11 protein-coding genes are annotated in these 18878 nt (G+C 43.9%); 8 read left to right on the forward strand and 3 right to left on the reverse strand.

Annotated features, from left to right (window positions below; genetic code table 11):
• The first annotated feature begins 44 nt into the window (after nt 1-44).
• The 4 genes from X939_RS0110655 to X939_RS0110670 all read left to right on the forward strand — a co-directional run bounded on the left by X939_RS0110655 (nt 45) and on the right by X939_RS0110670 (nt 6912).
• Entirely contained in the window at nt 45-959 is a 915-nt protein-coding gene (locus X939_RS0110655; RefSeq protein ID WP_052353454.1) for a hypothetical protein, read from the forward strand.
• A gap of 39 nt (nt 960-998) precedes the next feature.
• Nucleotides 999-3110 carry a prolyl oligopeptidase family serine peptidase gene (locus X939_RS0110660; RefSeq protein WP_025763247.1) on the forward strand — a complete coding sequence of 704 codons (2112 nt, stop codon included), beginning with the start codon at nt 999-1001 and terminating at the stop codon, nt 3108-3110.
• Between the two features lie 253 nt (nt 3111-3363).
• Entirely contained in the window at nt 3364-5487 is a 2124-nt protein-coding gene (locus X939_RS0110665; RefSeq protein WP_025763248.1) for a bifunctional rhamnulose-1-phosphate aldolase/short-chain dehydrogenase, read from the forward strand.
• 141 nt (nt 5488-5628) lie between these two features.
• Entirely contained in the window at nt 5629-6912 is a 1284-nt protein-coding gene (locus tag X939_RS0110670; protein ID WP_025763249.1) for a sugar isomerase, read from the forward strand.
• Nucleotides 6913-6977: 65 nt separating this feature from the next.
• Here X939_RS0110670 and X939_RS0110675 read toward each other — a convergent pair whose 3' ends face one another.
• Together X939_RS0110675 and X939_RS0110680 are read right to left on the reverse strand one after the other, a co-directional pair.
• Entirely contained in the window at nt 6978-7997 is a 1020-nt protein-coding gene (locus X939_RS0110675; RefSeq protein ID WP_025763251.1) for a GntR family transcriptional regulator, read from the reverse strand.
• Nucleotides 7998-8128: 131 nt separating this feature from the next.
• Nucleotides 8129-9388, reverse strand: a complete 1260-nt coding sequence (locus X939_RS0110680) for a DUF6600 domain-containing protein (RefSeq protein WP_025763252.1) — start codon at nt 9386-9388, stop codon at nt 8129-8131.
• 352 nt (nt 9389-9740) lie between these two features.
• Here X939_RS0110680 and arfB point away from each other — a divergent pair, with 352 nt between their 5' ends.
• Complete coding sequence (gene arfB, locus X939_RS0110685; protein WP_025763253.1) at nt 9741-10166, forward strand: alternative ribosome rescue aminoacyl-tRNA hydrolase ArfB; 426 nt, start codon at nt 9741-9743, stop codon at nt 10164-10166.
• A gap of 56 nt (nt 10167-10222) precedes the next feature.
• Here arfB and X939_RS0110690 read toward each other — a convergent pair whose 3' ends face one another.
• The gene (locus X939_RS0110690; protein WP_025763254.1) at nt 10223-13201 is read right to left on the reverse strand and encodes an FAD-binding and (Fe-S)-binding domain-containing protein; all 2979 of its coding nucleotides are present in this window, start codon (nt 13199-13201) and stop codon (nt 10223-10225) included.
• Between the two features lie 412 nt (nt 13202-13613).
• Between X939_RS0110690 and X939_RS0110695 the strand changes: the two genes are divergently transcribed.
• From X939_RS0110695 to X939_RS0110705, 3 genes are all read left to right on the forward strand, one after another.
• On the forward strand, nt 13614-16676 hold the full coding sequence (locus tag X939_RS0110695; protein ID WP_025763255.1) for a SusC/RagA family TonB-linked outer membrane protein: 3063 nt from the start codon (nt 13614-13616) through the stop codon (nt 16674-16676).
• An 18-nt stretch (nt 16677-16694) separates the two neighbouring features.
• Nucleotides 16695-18233 (forward strand): RagB/SusD family nutrient uptake outer membrane protein, encoded by a 1539-nt coding sequence (locus X939_RS0110700; RefSeq protein ID WP_025763256.1) that lies wholly within the window; start codon nt 16695-16697, stop codon nt 18231-18233.
• Nucleotides 18234-18301: 68 nt separating this feature from the next.
• Entirely contained in the window at nt 18302-18868 is a 567-nt protein-coding gene (locus X939_RS0110705) for a hypothetical protein (protein ID WP_025763257.1), read from the forward strand.
• Nucleotides 18869-18878 lie beyond the last annotated feature (10 nt).

Genomic DNA, 18878 nt, shown 5'->3' on the forward strand with positions numbered 1-18878 from the left:
GCAAAACTACGTATTTTTACCAAATCTATCATGAACAGTTTTTTATGAATTTGTCAAAACACAGTGTACAACACATTTTACCGTATTTTTTATCCTTAAGCATTTTTGCTTTATATAGCTGTGACAATGGAAAAGATCCGGATGTCGCCACTACCGATGATTTTCAAACGGTTCCAACCAGTTTTCCAATTGCTGCCGGTATAATTGATGAAGCTTCGGGTATTGCTCCGGCACAATATCTCAATGATTACCTTTGGTCGGTAGAGGATTCCGGGGGGCCGAACGCCATATTTCTGGTGGCCAAAAATGGCAGCTCTATTACCCCTTACACGATTCCTGGCTCTTCGAATGTCGATTGGGAAGACATTGCATCGGGGAAAGGTCCCGATGCCACAAAAAACTATGTATATATTGCCGATATAGGCAATAATGGCGGGGTGGACAGAAATAATACCATTTATCGTGTGCCTGACCTGCAGGTGGTAGGCGGTAGCTTTGCCGCAGATGCGGTGGAGAAAATACAGTTTCGTTATCCGGATGGAAACCTGAATGCTGAAGCCTTGCTATTAGATCCGCTGACGCTCGATCTGATCATTATTTCCAAAGAAGCCGATCGGGCGGGGATCTACCGATTGCCCTATCCCCAATCAACGGTCAATGTCATTACCGCGGAAAAAGTAGGCAATATCCCCAGTCTGAATTTAGTGACCGGGGGAGATGTATCGGTAAAAGGAGACGAGGTTCTGATCCGGACTTATTTAACGGTAAGCTATTGGCGCCTTTCTTCCGGGCAATCAGTTGCTCAGGCCTTGACAACTCCAGCAAAGCGCAGCTTCTTAATCGCTCCCGAACCTCAGGGGGAAGGTATTTGTTTCGATAAAGACCTCAAAGGATATTATACCCTAAGTGAACTGGGAAATGCATCCTCGGTGAGTTTGAATTACTTTAAAAGAAAGTAGTGTCCCTGCATTATTTTGATGCTATTGAAATTTGTAATCATGAGAAATAATATATTAATGTTGAGTCTGATCACTTCCGGGTTAATGGGTGGAGACACCCTGGCCCAAAAAATTGCCTATCCTAGTACTACAACCGTTGAGCAGGTGGACGACTATCACGGTACCCCTGTTGCCGATCCCTATCGTTGGTTAGAAGACGACCGGTCCGCAGAAACGGAAGCATGGGTAAAGGCCCAGAATAAAGTAACCTTTCAATTTTTGGATGCGATCCCATATAAAGGAAAAATATTTGATGATCTGGAAAAGGCATATAATTACCCTAAATATTCTGCACCCAAGAAGAAGGGAGACTATTATTATTTTTATAAGAATGATGGCCTGCAGAATCAGTCTGTATTATACAGACAGAAGGGTGAAAATGGGGAAGTTGAGGTAGTTATTGACCCTAATTCACTGTCTACGGATGCTACCACCCGGCTTACCGTCTTCAATCTTTCTAAAAATGGTGCCTATGCCATTTGTGGATTTTCCAAAGGTGGCTCCGACTGGCAAACGTATCAGGTTATGGATATGAAAACCTTGGAAATGTTGCCCGATCGGGTAGAATGGGTGAAGGTTTCAGGTGCTGCCTGGCAGGGTGATGGATTTTATTATAGTCGCTATCCCAAGCCTGATGGTAGCGCTTTGGCCGCTAAAAATGAAAATCATCAGGTTTATTTCCATAAAATTGGAACGGAGCAGTCGGCCGATCAATTAATATTTGAAGATAAGGCTAATTCTCAACGCTTTCATACTGTATCTACCACGGAAGATGAACGCTTTGCGGTACTCTATGTAAGCGATCGGGGTAAAGGTAAAGATGGAAATGGGCTTTGGGTAAAGGACGCTCAATCTTCTACTTTCCGGCCTGTAATAGCCGAAATTACGAACTATAGCTATAGTTTGGTAGAGAATGTCTCGGATGGATTTCTCATAGAAACCAATGAAGAGGCACCTAATGGTAAGCTGATGCATTTTGATCCCATTAAGAAGGCTTGGCGTACCGTGCTGGCCGAACAGCCTGAGCCGTTGCAAGGTGTTGGCTCGGCAGGAGGGAAACTATTTGTTTCCTACTCTAAGGATGTAAGCACAAGAATATATGTCTTGAATATGCAGGGCAAAAAAGAACGGGAGGTAGAATTGCCTGGCTTAGGGACTGCCACAGGTTTTGGAGGTGAAGCAACGGATACTTTTGTGTTTTATACCTACACCTCCTTTATCTATCCTCCGACGATTTTTAAATATGATATTTCCTCTGGAGTTAGCAGCTTGTTTAAAAAACCGGAACTGGCTTTCGAACCCGGGGACTATGAAACGCGTCAGGTGTTTTATCCTAGTAAGGATGGAACACGGATTCCAGCTTTTATCACTTTTAAAAAAGGTTTAGAGCTGAATGGGCAGAATCCCACCCTTCTTTATGGCTATGGAGGTTTTAACATCAGTCTTACTCCAGCATTTAGCCCCACCCGAATTCCATTCCTGGACCAGGGAGGGGTGTATGTACAGGCGAATTTACGGGGTGGGGGAGAATATGGTGAAACCTGGCACGAGCAGGGTATGAAACTTAAAAAACAGAATGTCTTCGATGACTTTATTGCAGCGGCTGAGTTTTTGTTTCAAGAAAAATATACCAGCCCTTCCAAATTAGCGCTGCAGGGTGGCTCCAACGGTGGACTGCTCGTGGGGGCGGTGATTAATCAGCGGCCCGACCTTTGCCAGGTGGCCTTTCCGGCGGTAGGCGTAATGGATATGCTGCGTTTTCACAAATTTACTATCGGGTGGAACTGGATAGCTGACTATGGTAGCAGTGAAAATGCTGAGGAGTTCAAAATGCTCTACAGTTACTCTCCTCTTCATAATGTGAAGGAGAATACGGCTTATCCTGCTACCATGATTACTACTGCTGATCATGATGACCGGGTGGTGCCTGCACATTCTTTTAAGTATGCTGCCCAATTACAAAGGGTTGCGGGTCCTTCGTCGGAAAATCCATTACTGATACGAATAGATACGAATTCGGGTCATGGAGCTAGTAATACAAGAAAAGCCCTGGAAACTCAAGCCGATATTTATGGTTTCATGTTTCATAATATGGGACTGGTCTGGCAGTAAAAAATGAGTTAAAAATTTTATTTATAAAAAAAGGTCTGGTGAGTAGCCAGACTTTTTTTGTGCCTTTCCTTTCACGAAAGCTCATAAATTGCTATTCTATCTTATTTTATTGCTACAGACAGGATACCACAGGACGGAACCCAACAGGAAGTTCAATAATCTTGCAGAACATTAGAAGTGGATCAATTATTCCTTTCCCTAGCCTTTTGAAGTAATTAAAAATTACCTATTCGTATTAAAATTAAAAGAACACATGAACCAAACCAAAGTCGCTCAGTACAAGTATGTAAGTTATTTATGGGATCAAGAGAAGGCAGACTCCCTGGGAGATGACCAGATAGCTCTACTCCTTTACCGCTCTAATCTGCTAGGTGCAGATTTGCGACTTACCAATTATGCTGGAGGTAACACCAGTTGTAAAACCATGGAGAAAGATCCTTTGACGGGTAAAGAGGTTGAAGTGATGTGGATCAAAGGGTCGGGGGGGGATATTGGAACCTTAACCCGTAGTGGACTTGCCGGATTATACCAGGAGCGTCTGCATAGCCTGAAGAATATCTATCGTGGATTAGAATTTGAAGATGAGATGGTGGAGCTTTTTAACCACTGTATCTTCGATCTGAAATCGAAGGCTCCTTCCATTGATACTCCACTTCACGGGCTCTTGCCATTTAAGCATATCGACCATTTACATCCAGACGCGTTAATAGCCATTGCTGCCTCTAAGGACGGTGAAGCTATTACGAAAGAACTTTTTGAGGGCGAGTTGGCATGGGTTAATTGGCAACGTCCGGGCTTTGATCTGGGGCTTCAGTTAGAGAAGGCTCTGGCAGATAATCCCGGTATCCGTGGGATCGTATTGGGCGGACATGGACTGTTTACCTGGGGCGATACTGCCTATGAATCCTATATCAACACCTTGAATACCATAGAAAAGGCTTCGGAATATCTGGCGGAAAATTATGGGAAAAAGGGTCCCGTTTTTGGCGGAAAGAAAATAGAAAATGAGGCACCAGAGCGCCGCATGGAAGTAGCTGGCAAGTTGGCGCCATATCTTCGCGGACTGGCCTCGGACAAGCAAGCGATGATCGGACATTTTACCGACGATGAACGTGTTCTGGAATTCATCGGAAGTAATGATCTGGATAAATTGGCACCATTAGGTACCAGCTGTCCCGATCACTTCCTTCGTACCAAAATCCGTCCTCTGGTTCTGGACTTCCCTTTTGAATTATTAGGAGGTACCGATGAGGAAATACTGGCTCAGATTACCCCTCAGTTTGAGGCTTACCGGGTAGATTATCAAGCCTATTATGACCGCTGTAAGCGTGATAACAGCCCAGCGGTACGTGACCCGAACCCCGTAATTATTTTGATACCAGGAGTGGGCATGTTCTCTTTTGCTAAAGACAAACAGACTGCTCGTGTAGCAGCTGAGTTTTATATTAATGCCATCAATGTGATGAAAGGGGCTGAGGCCATTTCTTCCTACGTTTCTTTGCCTGAGCAAGAGGCTTTTGATATCGAATATTGGTTACTCGAAGAGGCGAAACTTCAGCGTATGCCTAAGGAGAAAACCGTATCGCGCCGGGTAGCTCTGGTAACAGGTGGATCTGGTGGCATAGGCAAAGCGATCGCGATGAAGCTATTACAGGAAGGTGCCTGCGTGGTGATTTCTGATATCGACGATGCGGCTCTGGCCGAGACGAAAGCGGAATTTGATGCCAAATTTGGTAAAGATTATTCGGAAATAGCTAATGCTAATGTTTTAGATCCTGACCAGATAAAAGCGGCAATGGAGAAAACAAAATTAAGATTTGGAGGCCTTGATATCGTCGTTAACTGCGCAGGTCTATCCATTTCGAAACCTATCGCCGATACGACTATTAAGGACTGGGATATCCTGCACGACGTACTCGTAAAGGGGCAGTTCCTGGTGTCTCAGGAGTCGGTAGCGATAATGCGCCAACAAGGTATGGGGGGAGATATTGTCAATATTGCTTCTAAAAATGGCCTTGTATCCGGTCCTAATAACGTGGCTTATGGTACTGCCAAAGCGGCTCAGCAACATATGAGTCGTTTGCTTGCTGCAGAGCTCGGTGGTGATAAGATCCGGGTCAATATTGTAAATCCTGATGCCGTAATTGCAGGTAGTAAAATTTGGGAAAGTGGCTGGGCTGCAGGCCGTGCCAAAGCCTATGGTATCAAGATCGAGGAGCTTCCGGCCTATTATGCCAAGCGAACCGTATTGAATGCCGAAATCCATACGGAAGACATCGCTAATGGTGTATATATTTTCGTAAGTGGTATGCTCAATAAGAGTACAGGGAATGTCATCAATGTAGATGGTGGAGTTCCTGCTGCCTTTGTACGTTAATTAACCTAAAAAAGGGAGTCGTATCGCAGTGGATGGCAATAGGGCTACAATAGCTTCCGGTAGCATTTTGCTGCCGGATAGCTTTCAGTCCACGGTCTACCTTGCACGATTCCCTTTTTTTATTCTCCAATAATTCTTATTATGAAGATTCAACAGCAGCAGATCGATCAGTATAACGACGGTTTGTTTTCCAGACATAATAATCAGTTTATCTTTCTCAAGGAACAGCTCGCCGAGCAAGGAATCGATGTAGATCGGGTGATAGCCGAATTGGCCGACTTTCAAGTGGCTATTCCTAGTTGGGCCCTAGGAACAGGTGGGACGCGATTTGGACGGTTTTCGGGAACAGGAGAGCCGGGCACTCTGGAACATAAAGTTTCGGATGTTGGCCTATTGCATGCCTTGAACCGCTCTAGTGGTGCTATTTCCCTGCATATCCCTTGGGATATTCCCCAACAAGCTGAGGAAATTATGGCGCTGGCTGCTTCGTTAGATCTGAAATTCGATGCTGTAAATTCTAATACCTTCCAGGATCAGAAAGATCAAAAATTATCCTATAAGTTTGGCTCTTTGTCTCATACCGACCCCTCAGTTCGTAAGCAGGCGGTAGACCATAATATAGAAGTAATAAAATATGGAAAGGAGTTAGGTTCCAAGTCCCTTTCCATCTGGTTATCTGATGGGTCTTGTTTTCCGGGCCAGGCACAATTCGCACGTTCTTTTCAGAATACCCTGGCTTCTCTGCAGGAGATTTATAAAGCACTGCCCGAAGACTGGAAAATGTTTGTGGAATATAAGGCTTACGAACCTAATTTCTATTCAACAGTAATTCAGGACTGGGGAAGCTCCCTGATGCTATGTCAGAAACTGGGACCTAAGGCCGATGTACTAGTAGACTTGGGGCACCATCTGCCAAATGCTAATATCGAACAGATTGTGGCCATGTTGATGATGGAAGATCGATTGGCAGGTTTTCATTTCAATGACTCCAAATATGGCGACGACGATCTGACGGTAGGAAGTATTCGGCCCTATATGCTGTTTTTGATCTTTAATGAATTGGTTGCCGGAATGCAAACCGCTGGACGTGGGAGTGATGCCTATGCCTGGATGATTGATGCCAGCCATAACGTGAAGGATCCACTCGAGGATCTGCTTCAATCGGTGGAAGCAATACTGATCGCTTATGCGCAAGCTTTACTGGTAGACCGACCCGCCTTAGAGTATGCACGCATAAATAACGATGCGGTGGAAGCGCAACAGATTCTGCAACATGCCTTCAGGACGGATGTTCGTCCGTTGGTACGCGAAATGATGCGGCGGAATGGAGGCGCTATCGATCCGCTTGGATTATTCCGGGCCCTGGAGGTAAGGGCCCAGCTGACCAAGGAGCGTGGAAATACGACTATAGCTACTGGCCTGTAGATCACTTTTTGTTCAAAAAATAACAGGGAGTGCCGGGATGATTATTCCTGAGCACTCCCTGTTGTTTATAAGGATTTACGAATGGTAAGGGTGAATGGATTTTTCACAAATGCCTGTTCACCATTAATGATCAGGTTTGCGGCTGTCCGCCCCATTTGCTCATGATCAGTGGAGATGGTGGTAATGCCATTCAGTAATATTTCTTTAAGAGGCGTTTCGTTGTAAGATATAATTCCTACATCTTTACCTACGTCCAGGGCTTGCTGGCGACATTTTTTTATCAACTCTACCAGGTCGTTCTCTTCTACGACGATGTATGCTGCCTGCTCTGTAACCACATTAGTCTCCTGAAAGTCATAGATAATCTCGTGTTCTATTTCTTGCTGAATACAAAATATTCTAAAGCCTTTTACGATTTCCTTTGGGTAAGGAATGATGGTAGGAAAAATAAGAATGAGTTTAGAGTAGGCCTTTAGCAGGCTTTCTGCTTCATTTAACGCCTCTACAATATCTTTCTCGAAATTCTGGTAGACACAAGAATGTTTTTTTCCTGGAAAGTCAATGTCTTTGTCCAATAGTATGAGCTTCTCAGGAGGTAGAAGCTTCAGAATCTCTATCGCCTCCTCATTTTTTTCGTAAAAATGTGGCATCACAACATAATGGTCATATTCACCGATGCTGTTTTTGATTAAATTCTTAAAAATATTAATATTGGAATGATGGATATGTAAGTCGACATTCACATTTTTCCCTACCTGTTCTACGAAGGCGTTATATACCTGTTTTTTATAATTGCTGATCTTATTCATTACCAGCAGCACACGGGTGGTGTTTTCTACATCTACCCGATTGATAAAATACCCTTTTCCCCGCACCGAAATAAGCACACCATCCTTGATCATATGCTTATAGGCCTTTTCTACAGTATCTCTGGAAAGTAAAAACTCCTCACTCAACTGATTAATAGAGGGTATTTTATCACCTCTTTTAAGCTTACCCTTACTTATGGCTTGGAGTAGAGAGTTGATGATTTGTACATACTTAGGAGCGCTTTCTTTAAATTCTATATCAAATTGTATTTCCATTTCTGGATGTTGTTTTTTTGTAAGAGTCTAAAAATAGCAAATATTAACCATAAAAAACCATATATAAAATTTAAGGCGGAAGTCCCCGTGATACATCCGGGGACTTCCGCCTTACCTCTCCGCAAAGCGGATTATTGGGGGTTGCGGCTGCTACGTTCCGAAGAAGAACCACTTCGCTCAGAGCTGGAAGAGGATCGCGAGCGGGTAGGAGAACTTTCGGTCCGGGACGAGCGAGAGGGGGCAGATGGCGTCGGTGCTGAGCGTACATTGGGCGTAGACGAACTTTCCTGAGTTGGATAGCTTCGGCTCGCTGGCTGCCGACTGGATCGGCTGCTATTCTGCTCCGGGGCTGCCACTCGCTCCGATGAACGTCCCTCATAGGTCGATCGGGAAGGTAAACTCTCCGTGTTCGATCGGGTTGGCGTCTGTCTCTGAGATGGATAGCTGCGACTGTTATTAGGCTCCGAAGGTCTATTATATTCTATGCTACCTCTCGAATTGCTAGGGATAGTCGAACGTTCGGGAACATTGTAGTCTGCTCCTGTTCTGCTTCCTGTACGCTCAGATCCAGAGTTAGTGCTTCCTCTGGGACTGCTATATTCACTGCTCGTACGACCATTATATCTGCTATCCGTAGCTCCGTTTCGGGTCGAAGGGGTTCTTTGGTACAAGTCTGTACGATCATTGCTTCTACTCGATTGGTTCACTACAGTCCTGCCCCGATCATTTACGACGATATCACGTACCGGCACTGAGCGGCGGGTATAGCGCTCGATATCATCGCGGCGTGGGCCGTAGACATAGGTGCGGTTGTCGTAACGATAATAATTGTTGATGATCGTTGTTTGGTTATAAATTCTGGAAATTCTATTTCGCGGAACCCAGTAGCGATGCCAGTTGGGCGTGTAAAAATGTCTATTAGGAACGAAAACCCACCAGAAAGACGGAATGTTAATAGAAACATTAATATTCATTCCAGGGCCCAGTGGTGCCCACCCATAATAGCCTCCTCCCGAACGCCAATTGACCCAGGCCGGACCCCATTCGTACCCAGGAATCCAGAACCAGCCTAAATAATCATCGAAGGACCAACGCCCGTAATGAAAGGCGGCCCAGCCCCATTCGTAATCCGAAATCCAGGTATTGCCGTATTCTGTCATCTCCCAATATCCATTGGTAGAATAAGGTTGAAAATCCTGGGATACGTAGGGAGACCATACGGAGCCGTACTGCGGCGAAGTGGTCCACCGTCCGTAAGGAGATAGTTCATGGTAAAAGGTTTGAAAAGTGAGTCGCACATTGGGCTGAGCATTTCCACTTTTAGGGAATGTGATGCCCCCCAACAGCAGTAGGGTTAAGGCTAATAATTGAATGGATCGTCTGGCTTTCATGGCTATATATTTAAAAATGAATGGAAATGTCGTTTTATGGTAGTAGGACAGAATATCATAAAAATAGTTTAACGCGTTTCGTCTGGGCCTTGCAGGAGGATTTTTAGCTTACTTCTCATGACTATTTTGCTAATTAGATGCGTATTTTTGGTAAATAGTTGGCATGTAGTAATTTATAGGGGTGCTCAAGCAATCAAAATAATCCAGAGCAATGACAATTCAGCAGCCTGTTGCCCGGATAAGGCCTTGATCTTTAACATGTATTAACAAAACAGTTGGGGAATAACTTTGGTGGCGATGTATAAAAAACGACTGGTTGCCGGTCATTCGTACAATTGAATCTGATTTAAAAATGGTAAGTATAGAAAGTCCCGATCCCGTCCTGCTACTGCAGGAGGTAGTATTTCAGACGGCCCGTAGTGGAGGGAGTGGGGGACAGCATGTAAATAAGTTAGAAACGAAGGTAGAGCTACGCTTCGATGTTCAGGGTTCTTCCCTTTTGACTAACGAGCAAAGGGATATTATTATTGACAAACTGAAAAATAGGCTCACGCAGGAGGGTGTATTGATTCTTTTTGATCAGTCGTCCCGGACTCAGCTGGCCAATAAAAAAGGGGTGATCGAAAAGTTTAAGAACTTATTGGAAAGAGCTTTTCAGGCTGAAAAACCCAGGAAATCGACCAAACCAACCTTTGCGAGTAAACTAAAGCGCCTCAAGGGGAAAAAGAAACGTTCTGCTACGAAATTAATGCGTGGAAAACCGGATATTGAGTTGTAAATGGCTCCCCTTTATTCCTATACACGCATGTACCGAAGATAAAGGGGAATCATTAATTATAGCAGTGCCTCGAATAATATTTCGGCAGGGTGGAGGGCCTTTCTGCCGGTTCCATCATGGATCTGGTGCCTACAGCTGGTGCCAGGGGCTGCAATAATCACTTCCTGAGGTTGTTGACGTACCGTTGGGAATAAAACAAGTTCACCTATTTGCATTGATAGATCGTAATGTTCTTGCTCATAGCCAAATGAACCGGCCATGCCACAGCAGCCTGAAGGGATTAACTGAACGTTATAATTTTCTGGTAATGACAGCATAATCTTGGTTGGAACTAAGCTGGATATCGCTTTCTGCTGGCAGTGGCCGTGGAGTTTTATCAATCTTTTTTCCTTGGTAAAGCGGTTTCTGTCGATTTTCTTAAGGGCTATCTCCCGGGCAATAAATTCATCAAACTGTAATGCATTGCTTCCGAGCCTTTTGGCGTCTTCGAGAAGGCTGTCGTCCACCAGGTCGGGGTATTCATCCCGGAAAGTAAGAATAGCAGAAGGTTCGATACCTATTAATGGGGTATCATGGGCAATCAGGTCTTTTAACAGTCGCACGTTTTCTTCAGCAAGTGCTTTGGCATCGCGGAGCAGGCCTTTTGATAGTTGAGGCCGTCCGGAGGGTTTATGAGCCGGAATAATCACCTCATAGCCGAGTTTCTCCAGCGTTAGAATGGCCTTTTTACCTATTTCGACATCATTATAATTAGTGAATTCATCACAAAACAGGTATACAACTGGACTGTTGGTATCAGAACTCGCCTGGCTATGCTTTTTCCACCATGATTTTAGGGTGGTTCTGTGGAGTAGAGGCATGGTTCTGTCTGGATGGAAGCCTACCAATTTATTGGCCATGCGCCTCAGTGGGGCATTTTTGAAAACCATATTATAGGCCCAAGGCACATAACTCGCCATGCTCGTCATTTTCGAAAAATTTCCGATCATCCACGACCGTAATGGAACCCCATTGGCATCGTGATATTGTTGCAGGAATTCCATTTTGAGTTTAGCAACATCCACATTGGAAGGACACTCCCCTTTGCAGCCCTTACAGGCAAGACATAGATCAAAAACTTCCTTGATTTCTGGATGATCGAAACGGTTTTCTTTGGTGGAATGGGTTAGCATCTCCCGGAGTATATTGGCTCGTGCCCGGGTGGTATCCTTTTCGTTCCGAGTGGCCATAAAGCTAGGACACATAGTACCTCCACTCAGTTTTGTTTTCCGACAGTCTCCCGCTCCGTTACATTGCTCGGCATGTTGAAGGATGTTCTGATCGTGGAATCGGAAATTGGTTTTAAATTCAGGAGTTTTCTGGTCGGCCTCGTAGCGTAAAAAGGTATCCATCGGAGCCGTGTCAACAATTTTTCCCGGATTGAATAAATTGTAGGGGTCCCAAAGTTTTTTGATTTCCTTAAAGAGTTGATAATTATGCTCCCCTACCATTTTAGGAATAAATTCACCTCTGAGCCGTCCATCGCCATGCTCTCCAGATAGTGAGCCATCGTATTTCTTTACAAGCGTAGCAATTTCTTCGGCAATCATTCGGAACTGTTGATGGCCTTCCTTGGTCTTCAAATTTATAATGGGGCGTAAATGTATCTCTCCGGTTCCTGCATGTGCATAATGAACGGACGACATGCCATGTTGCTTAAGAATCTCATTGAAATCTCGGATATATTGCGGCTGATCCAGGACGTCTACTGCCGTATCCTCGATGACGGCTACGGCTTTTTCATCTCCGGGCAAATTAGCCAGAAGACCCAGACCTGCCTTTCGCAAGGCCCATACTTTTTTGGTATCTTCTCCAAAAAGCAGCGGATAGTGAAAGCCCATGCCTGCTTCTTTAAGTTCCTTTACGAGTTGCTCGCAGCTTTCCTCTACCTCTGCCTGTGTTTCACGGGAGAGATCGACCACCAGGATTGCAGGGAATTTACCATCAGGCTTGTTTTTGACAAAGAAGGCATTTTTTTTCTGCTCCACATTTGTAGCGGCACATTCCAGTATATAATCGTCTATTAATTCTACGGCCTGCGGCTGGTATTTGAGGGTGAGGATAGTTGTCCTTAAGGCCTCATCAATGGTGTCGCAATGGATGCAAAGTAGTCCCTGGGTCTTAGGCGGCAGGGCAACCAGATTAACCTTTATTTCTGTCAAAAAGCAGAGAGTGCCTTCGGAGCCGGCTATTAAGCTACACATATTAAAGGGGAGTGACTCCTGCCCGGGTTCGTTGAAGGGTTGCATGTTTAACAGCATATCCAAGGCATACCCCGTATTCCTGCGACTAATACTGGGTTTGGGGAAATTTTTACGAATCTCCTCCTTGTTACGACTATCCTGGAGTATGTCATGAGTCTTTAGGTATATTTTGTCCTCCAGGGTTGCCGAACCATTTTTTGCCTGGGCTTCCTGAATTCTCCGATTATACTCTTCCCTGCTCAGATTATGGAAATGTGCCTCGCTCCCATCAGCAAGCAGGGCGTGGACTTCCAGGGTGTGCTCCCTTGCACTACCATATACAATGCTGTTGGACCCACAGGAGTTATTACCTACCATGCCACCAATCATAGCCCTGTTGGCTGTAGAAGTTTCGGGACCATAATAAAGACCATATTCCTTCAAGGCAAAGTTTAATTCATCCCTTACCACTCCAGGTTGCACCCTTACCCAGCGCTCCTGCGGGTTGATTTCTAGTATTTTATTGAAATGTTTAGAAACGTCGACAACGAGTCCGCTACCTACCACTTGCCCGGCCAGTGACGTCCCTGCCGTACGGGGTATCAGGGAAATTTTTTCTCGTATAGCAAAATCAATAATCGCCTTCAGGTCTTTCTTATGCTTGGGTATGGCTACTCCAAGGGGCATCTCGCGGTAAGCCGATGCATCAGTGGCATAAAGGGTACGTATGGTATTATCTAAGTGGAGATCGCCTTCGATCTGATCTGCCAATGATTTTAAGTTCAGGGATAACTGCTCTGGCGAGGTGGTCATAGGTACTATTTAATATAAAATGTCGTAAGACAAAGTTACGAAGTAACAGGCTTTGAAGCATTAAGGAAAAAGCTAAAATTTCAAAAATCGACATTTGTAAATAGGACTTTTCGATGTACTCGTCTGGATACCGCCAATAATTCGGAAAGATGCTTAGATAGTATAAGTATTTGCTAAAATATTTTAATAATTCAATCGTAATGAAATGTCCAAAAATTAAATTGCTATTGTTGTATTAGAAGGAATAATTGTACAAATTTACTTTAAATTATCTGTAAACATGGTATTATTTTAATGTTTGATTATATTAAATGCATATTATCGTTCTTAAGAACCAAGTTTATAGTGATATTGTACCATATTAAATTGGTATGAAAATAATAGTGCTATATAACAAACCAAACGAAAACCTATGAAGAATTTATGCTCCTATGATTGGCAGAGGGACGTATTACGAGGCCTCAGCCGTAAAGCAAAATCTGAGACAACTTTGCTTTATAAAATCTATTTAATTCTACTAATAATTACCATCTGTGGCTCGGGTTCTGCCATTGCCCAGAATGTTAATTTATCCGGTAAAGTTACTGACTCAAAATCAGAAGGTATTCCCGGGGTCACCGTAACGGTGAAAGGTACCACTACCGGAACAAATACGGATATTGATGGAGGCTACACCTTATCGGCTCCGGCCAACGCCACACTGACTTTCTCTGCCATAGGCTTCGTATCTCAAGACATTGCGGTTGGAAATAAGTCCGTAATTAATGTCGTTCTCAAGGAAGATATAAGAGCCTTAGAGGAAGTTGTGGTAGTAGGATATGGTACGGTTAAGAAGAAGGATGCTACCGGATCAGTTTCAGCAATTGGGGCCAAAGACTTTCAGAAGGGAGTAGTAACTTCCCCAGAACAGCTTATGCAAGGTAGAGTAGCTGGGGTACAAATTTCCCAGTCCAGTGGAGAGCCTGGAGGAGGTATAAACGTTCGTATTCGTGGAACCTCTTCCGTATTAGGTGGAAATAACCCTTTATTTGTAATTGATGGTGTACCGCTTAGTGGGGACAATACCTCCGGTAGCGGAAACTCACAAGGGGTAGGGCGTCAGGCAGCGAAGAACCCTTTGAATTTCTTAAATCCAGATGATATTGCGAGCATAGATATTCTGAAAGATGCCTCAGCAACCGCTATCTATGGATCCAGGGGTGCCAATGGAGTTGTACTCATTACTACTAAGAAAGGTAAGGGCTCGGGCTCTCTGGATTATAGCTATTCTTTAGGGGTTAGTAATATCACTAAAAAATATGACCTGCTATCGGCGGATGAATACCGGGCGGCAGGTGGCCAAGACTACGAAGCAAGTACAGATTGGCAGGATGAAGCCTTCCGGACTGCTCTGACACATCAGCATAATCTTTCTTATGGCGGGGGTGATCAGACGGGTAATTACCGCTTTTCTCTGGGTTATATGAATCAGGACGGAATTGTAGAAAAGTCTAATGTGAAGCGCTATAGTGTGAGTTTCAATGGCCAGAAGAAATTTGTTAATGATAAACTAACCATTGGAAGTAACTTAAGCTTCGCTAATACGCAAGATGCGGGCGTTCCCATTTCCGAGAATTCCGGCTTTGAGGGCGACCTGATGGGAGCAATATTAAAATCGAATCCTACCCGTACCGTATTCAACGAAGATGGTTCTTATAACCAACCTGGGAATACGGAACCCAATCCCATGGCATTTTTGGCCTATTCGAAAGATAATAATAATACCCTTCGTGCATTGGGTAATATTAACGCAGAACTGCAGATTATAAATGGATTGAAATTCAAAACCGTACTTGGGTTTGATAAATCCATGGCGAGTAGAAAGCAGGCACTGTCCGGAGACCTGGTGGCTACTGGGATTACAGGTAAAGGGCGTGTATATATACGCGATGTAGAGGCGGATAACCAACTCTGGGAAAATTATTTTACCTACGATAAGGAGTTTGGAGATGTCTCTTTCAACGGATTATTAGGTTATTCCTATCAAAGTTTTGAAAACTCTGGGAAAAGTATTGCCGCAGCCAATTTCAGAACCACGGATATGGATGTAATGATCAATAACCTTGGATCAGCTGGAAGCATACTAATAAAAGATGCCTCTAACCTAGAGTCAGTAGGTTCTGTGGTTCAGAATTCCAATTATACCAAAGATGAGTTACAATCTTATTTTGGTAGGGTCAACGTGGGAATTAGGAGCAAGTATTTATTTACGGCCACCCTGAGGGTTGATGGATCATCTAAGTTTGGTGGCAATAATAAATATGGCTACTTCCCTTCAGGAGCCTTCAAGTGGAAACTGATGGAAGAAGATTTTATTCCTAAAACAATGTTTGATGACCTTGCCTTACGTGTCGGCTATGGGATTACGGGTAATCAGGCAATACCGCATAACGTATACGATAGAAGAGACCGTTATAGCGATTATACCATTAACCAAGACGCTAATAAAATAGAAGGAGGGGGATTGAACGCAGTTGCATTCAATAATCCTAATCTGAAATGGGAATCAACGACAGCCTTGAATTTGGGGTTGGACTTTGCAATATTTAAGAGCAAACTTTCGGGGTCAATTGACCTATACTCGAAGTCTACGAGAGACCTTCTGTTTAAAGTCGTTGCCGCTCAACCAGCACCTAATCCCTTCGTATTTCAAAACTTGGATACTGATATCCAAAATCAGGGGGTAGAGTTAGCCCTGAATGCTGTTGCTATGGATCGCAAGGATTTTTCGTGGGAGGTTCTACTCAACCTAGCCTATAATAAGAACCTTGTTAAAAATCTAAAGGGAACGTATGATACAGGAGAAATTAATGGTCAGGGGCTGTCAGGAGCTTTCGCTCAACGCCTTGCTGAAGGACAACCCTTATTCGCTTTCTTCCTTAGAGAGTTTGCAGGCTTCGATGAGTCGGGCAATAGTATTTATCCTAATGGAGACTTTCAGCAATTCTTAGGAGGAAAAAGTCCTCTTCCAAAGTTGACTAGTGGATTGACAAATAATTTCCGGTATAAGAATTTCGATGCAAGCGTCTTCTTCAACGGTGTATTCGGTAATTATTTATATTCCAACACTGAAAATGCTTTCTTTACGCAGGGGTCTTTTGCAAATGGTCGTAATGTTACTAAGAATGTTATCAATAACGGAGAAGGCTCTTTAAATGCTCCGGAAGTAAGTACCAGGTTCCTTCAAAAAGGTGATTTTGTCAGACTTCAAAACTTATCGGTAGGATATAGAGTGCCTCTAGGGGAGAATAAGATTATCTCTTCTGCCAGAGTTTATATCACCGGTCAAAATCTATTGACCTTTACCAAGTACGACGGGCAAGATCCTGAAGTAACCACAAATAAATCATTAAATGACATTCCTTCATTCGGAATCGATTACACCGCCTATCCAAGAGCTAGAACTTGGACGATTGGAGTCAATGTGTCATTTTAACTAAAAAAAGCATTCAAAATGAAAAAGTTATCAATATATCAGGTCTTAGTTACCACTGCTTGTTTGGCTATGCTGACAGGCTGTACCGATCTAGTAAACGAAGAAAAGGATTCGATTGTAAGAACCTCTGAAGGAGGCGGATTTACACCAGGAAATCCTACCGAATTATTAGCCTCTGCCTATAAGGACTTAGGAACCTATACCGATCAGGCTGGGATCTATGCGCTGGGGGTACATACGTCCGCGGAAATGATTCCTCCGACGCGTGGAGTGGACTGGGGGGATAACGGGGTATGGCGTACTCTGGATTCTCACACTTGGGATGCCTCTCACTCCTATATTAGAGATGCCTGGAATAATTTGAATCAGAGGGTATATAAAGCTAATGAGATTATAGCCTCCAACCCCTCTCCCGAGCAGAAGGCACAAGCTCTATTTCTGCGGGCTTTCAATATGTTTCATGTAATGGATTATTGGGGAGTGGCACCAATTCGGGAAGTAACCCAGGGGCCTGATGACTTACCCAAGGTCTTTACACGTTCTGAGGCCTTTGACTTTATCGTGAAAGACCTTGAAGAAGCCCTGCCGAATCTGGCCAAAATTGGTCCGGGACCCAATAATGGAGTAGCGTCTAAGGCTGCGGCTAACTTTCTGTTGGCCAAGCTTTATCTGAACAAGGCCGTATATAAAAGCAATATGGGCGAGGTTTCGTATACCTTCGATCAGGCTGATATGGACAAAGTAATTGCCTATGTCGATGCTATTGAAAAGGATGGTTATAGCCTGGAAAGCGCCTATTTTAAGAATTTTACTGCCAACGCTTCCAACGAAATTATTCTGGTGTCTTTGGAAGGAACTCCTCAAAATCGTTGGATGATGACGATGCACTATGACCAGGATCCTAGTGGATGGAATGGATTTACTACGCTTGCAGACTTTTATGATACCTTTGAAGATAAAGATGTGCGTAAAGGTTTGCCCCCGACTGAGGACGGGACAAAATATTCCTGGCTGGGAAAGGGCTTTCTTTTCGGGCAGCAAAGAGGCCCTGTTAAGGATTCTAAGGGCGAATACGTAACGGATGCGACCGGGAAAATAAAAATTGAAGATATCATAGACTCCCGTTCTAAGAAACCACTTAAATTTACCCGTGATGTACCCTTGGCGGGTGCAGCTACTGATAAGGGGATTCGGGTCATTAAATATCACCCTGCCGATGCTGGTAAATATATTTTGATGCGCTTCGGAGAGGCATATTTGATGAAAGCCGAGGCGATGTTCCGTGGAGGAAAGGCGGCAGAAGCTCTGGTTATGATTAATGCTTTAAGAACCAAAAATAAAGCCACCGCATTGGCAAGCCTGACCGCCGATAATCTTTTTGAGGAAATAGGGCGGGAATTGTATTGGGAAGGTGGAAAACGTACGATAGAAATACGTTTCGGGAAGTTTGTTAACGGGCAAGGGGCTACAGTTAATGCTCCTCATACGGTTTTATATCCAATTCCCTCTACCGCAATTGTGTCCAATCCTAACTTGGAACAAAACCCGGGCTATTAAACTTTTAATCACTTAATGCTTATGTAAAAATGCTCGAATCTTCGAGCATTTTTACATAATAACAATTGATGAATTTTACACTTAGATTATTACTGATATCGATCCTATTTGCTGGGTGTCAAGGAAGTGGTAATAACGACTCTATACCTATAGTTACCTTGGATCAATTGCAGGACGGGCAAGGACGGGTAGATATTACGATTGGAGAGAACCTCTTTTATGCAGATTCCAGCATTTTCCAGGGATCAACTTCTATCAGTCATGGGACCATGGCAGTAAATTTAAAGGATCAATCAGAAGGCCAGATTATATTATCGTTTCAGTTGCCATCCGACTTGCCGAAAAGACCATGGATCCATAGTCTGAACGAAAGGGACCAACGATCTGGAAGTTTGTTAGTGGGCAAAATCATAGATAAATCTGCCCGTAAGGGATTAGGCTATGTAATGACACAGGGCCAAATTACAGTTGCCCGATTCGATCAGCAGGCGTTGATCATATCTGTAGTTGGAATGGCGGGGAAGTATGGTGCTGAAGGACTTTCAACTCAAAAAATTCCAGTAGAGGGGAGCATAACTATTAAGAAACCGGTTGTGGCTCTTGACGATTTGACTTGGAAGGACCTCCTTCCTTAACCATATAATT

The organism is Dyadobacter tibetensis Y620-1, assembly GCF_000566685.1.
Classification (GTDB): Bacteria; Bacteroidota; Bacteroidia; order Cytophagales; family Spirosomataceae; genus Dyadobacter; species Dyadobacter tibetensis.

Coding starts and splice junctions, on each gene's coding strand:
- X939_RS0110655 (WP_052353454.1), top strand. CDS start 45: ATGAATTTGTCAAAACACAGTGTACAACACATTTTACCGTATTTTTTA.
- X939_RS0110660 (WP_025763247.1), top strand. CDS start 999: ATGAGAAATAATATATTAATGTTGAGTCTGATCACTTCCGGGTTAATG.
- X939_RS0110665 (WP_025763248.1), top strand. CDS start 3,364: ATGAACCAAACCAAAGTCGCTCAGTACAAGTATGTAAGTTATTTATGG.
- X939_RS0110670 (WP_025763249.1), top strand. CDS start 5,629: ATGAAGATTCAACAGCAGCAGATCGATCAGTATAACGACGGTTTGTTT.
- X939_RS0110675 (WP_025763251.1), bottom strand. CDS start 7,997: ATGGAAATACAATTTGATATAGAATTTAAAGAAAGCGCTCCTAAGTAT.
- X939_RS0110680 (WP_025763252.1), bottom strand. CDS start 9,388: ATGAAAGCCAGACGATCCATTCAATTATTAGCCTTAACCCTACTGCTG.
- arfB (WP_025763253.1), top strand. CDS start 9,741: ATGGTAAGTATAGAAAGTCCCGATCCCGTCCTGCTACTGCAGGAGGTA.
- X939_RS0110690 (WP_025763254.1), bottom strand. CDS start 13,201: ATGACCACCTCGCCAGAGCAGTTATCCCTGAACTTAAAATCATTGGCA.
- X939_RS0110695 (WP_025763255.1), top strand. CDS start 13,614: ATGAAGAATTTATGCTCCTATGATTGGCAGAGGGACGTATTACGAGGC.
- X939_RS0110700 (WP_025763256.1), top strand. CDS start 16,695: ATGAAAAAGTTATCAATATATCAGGTCTTAGTTACCACTGCTTGTTTG.
- X939_RS0110705 (WP_025763257.1), top strand. CDS start 18,302: ATGAATTTTACACTTAGATTATTACTGATATCGATCCTATTTGCTGGG.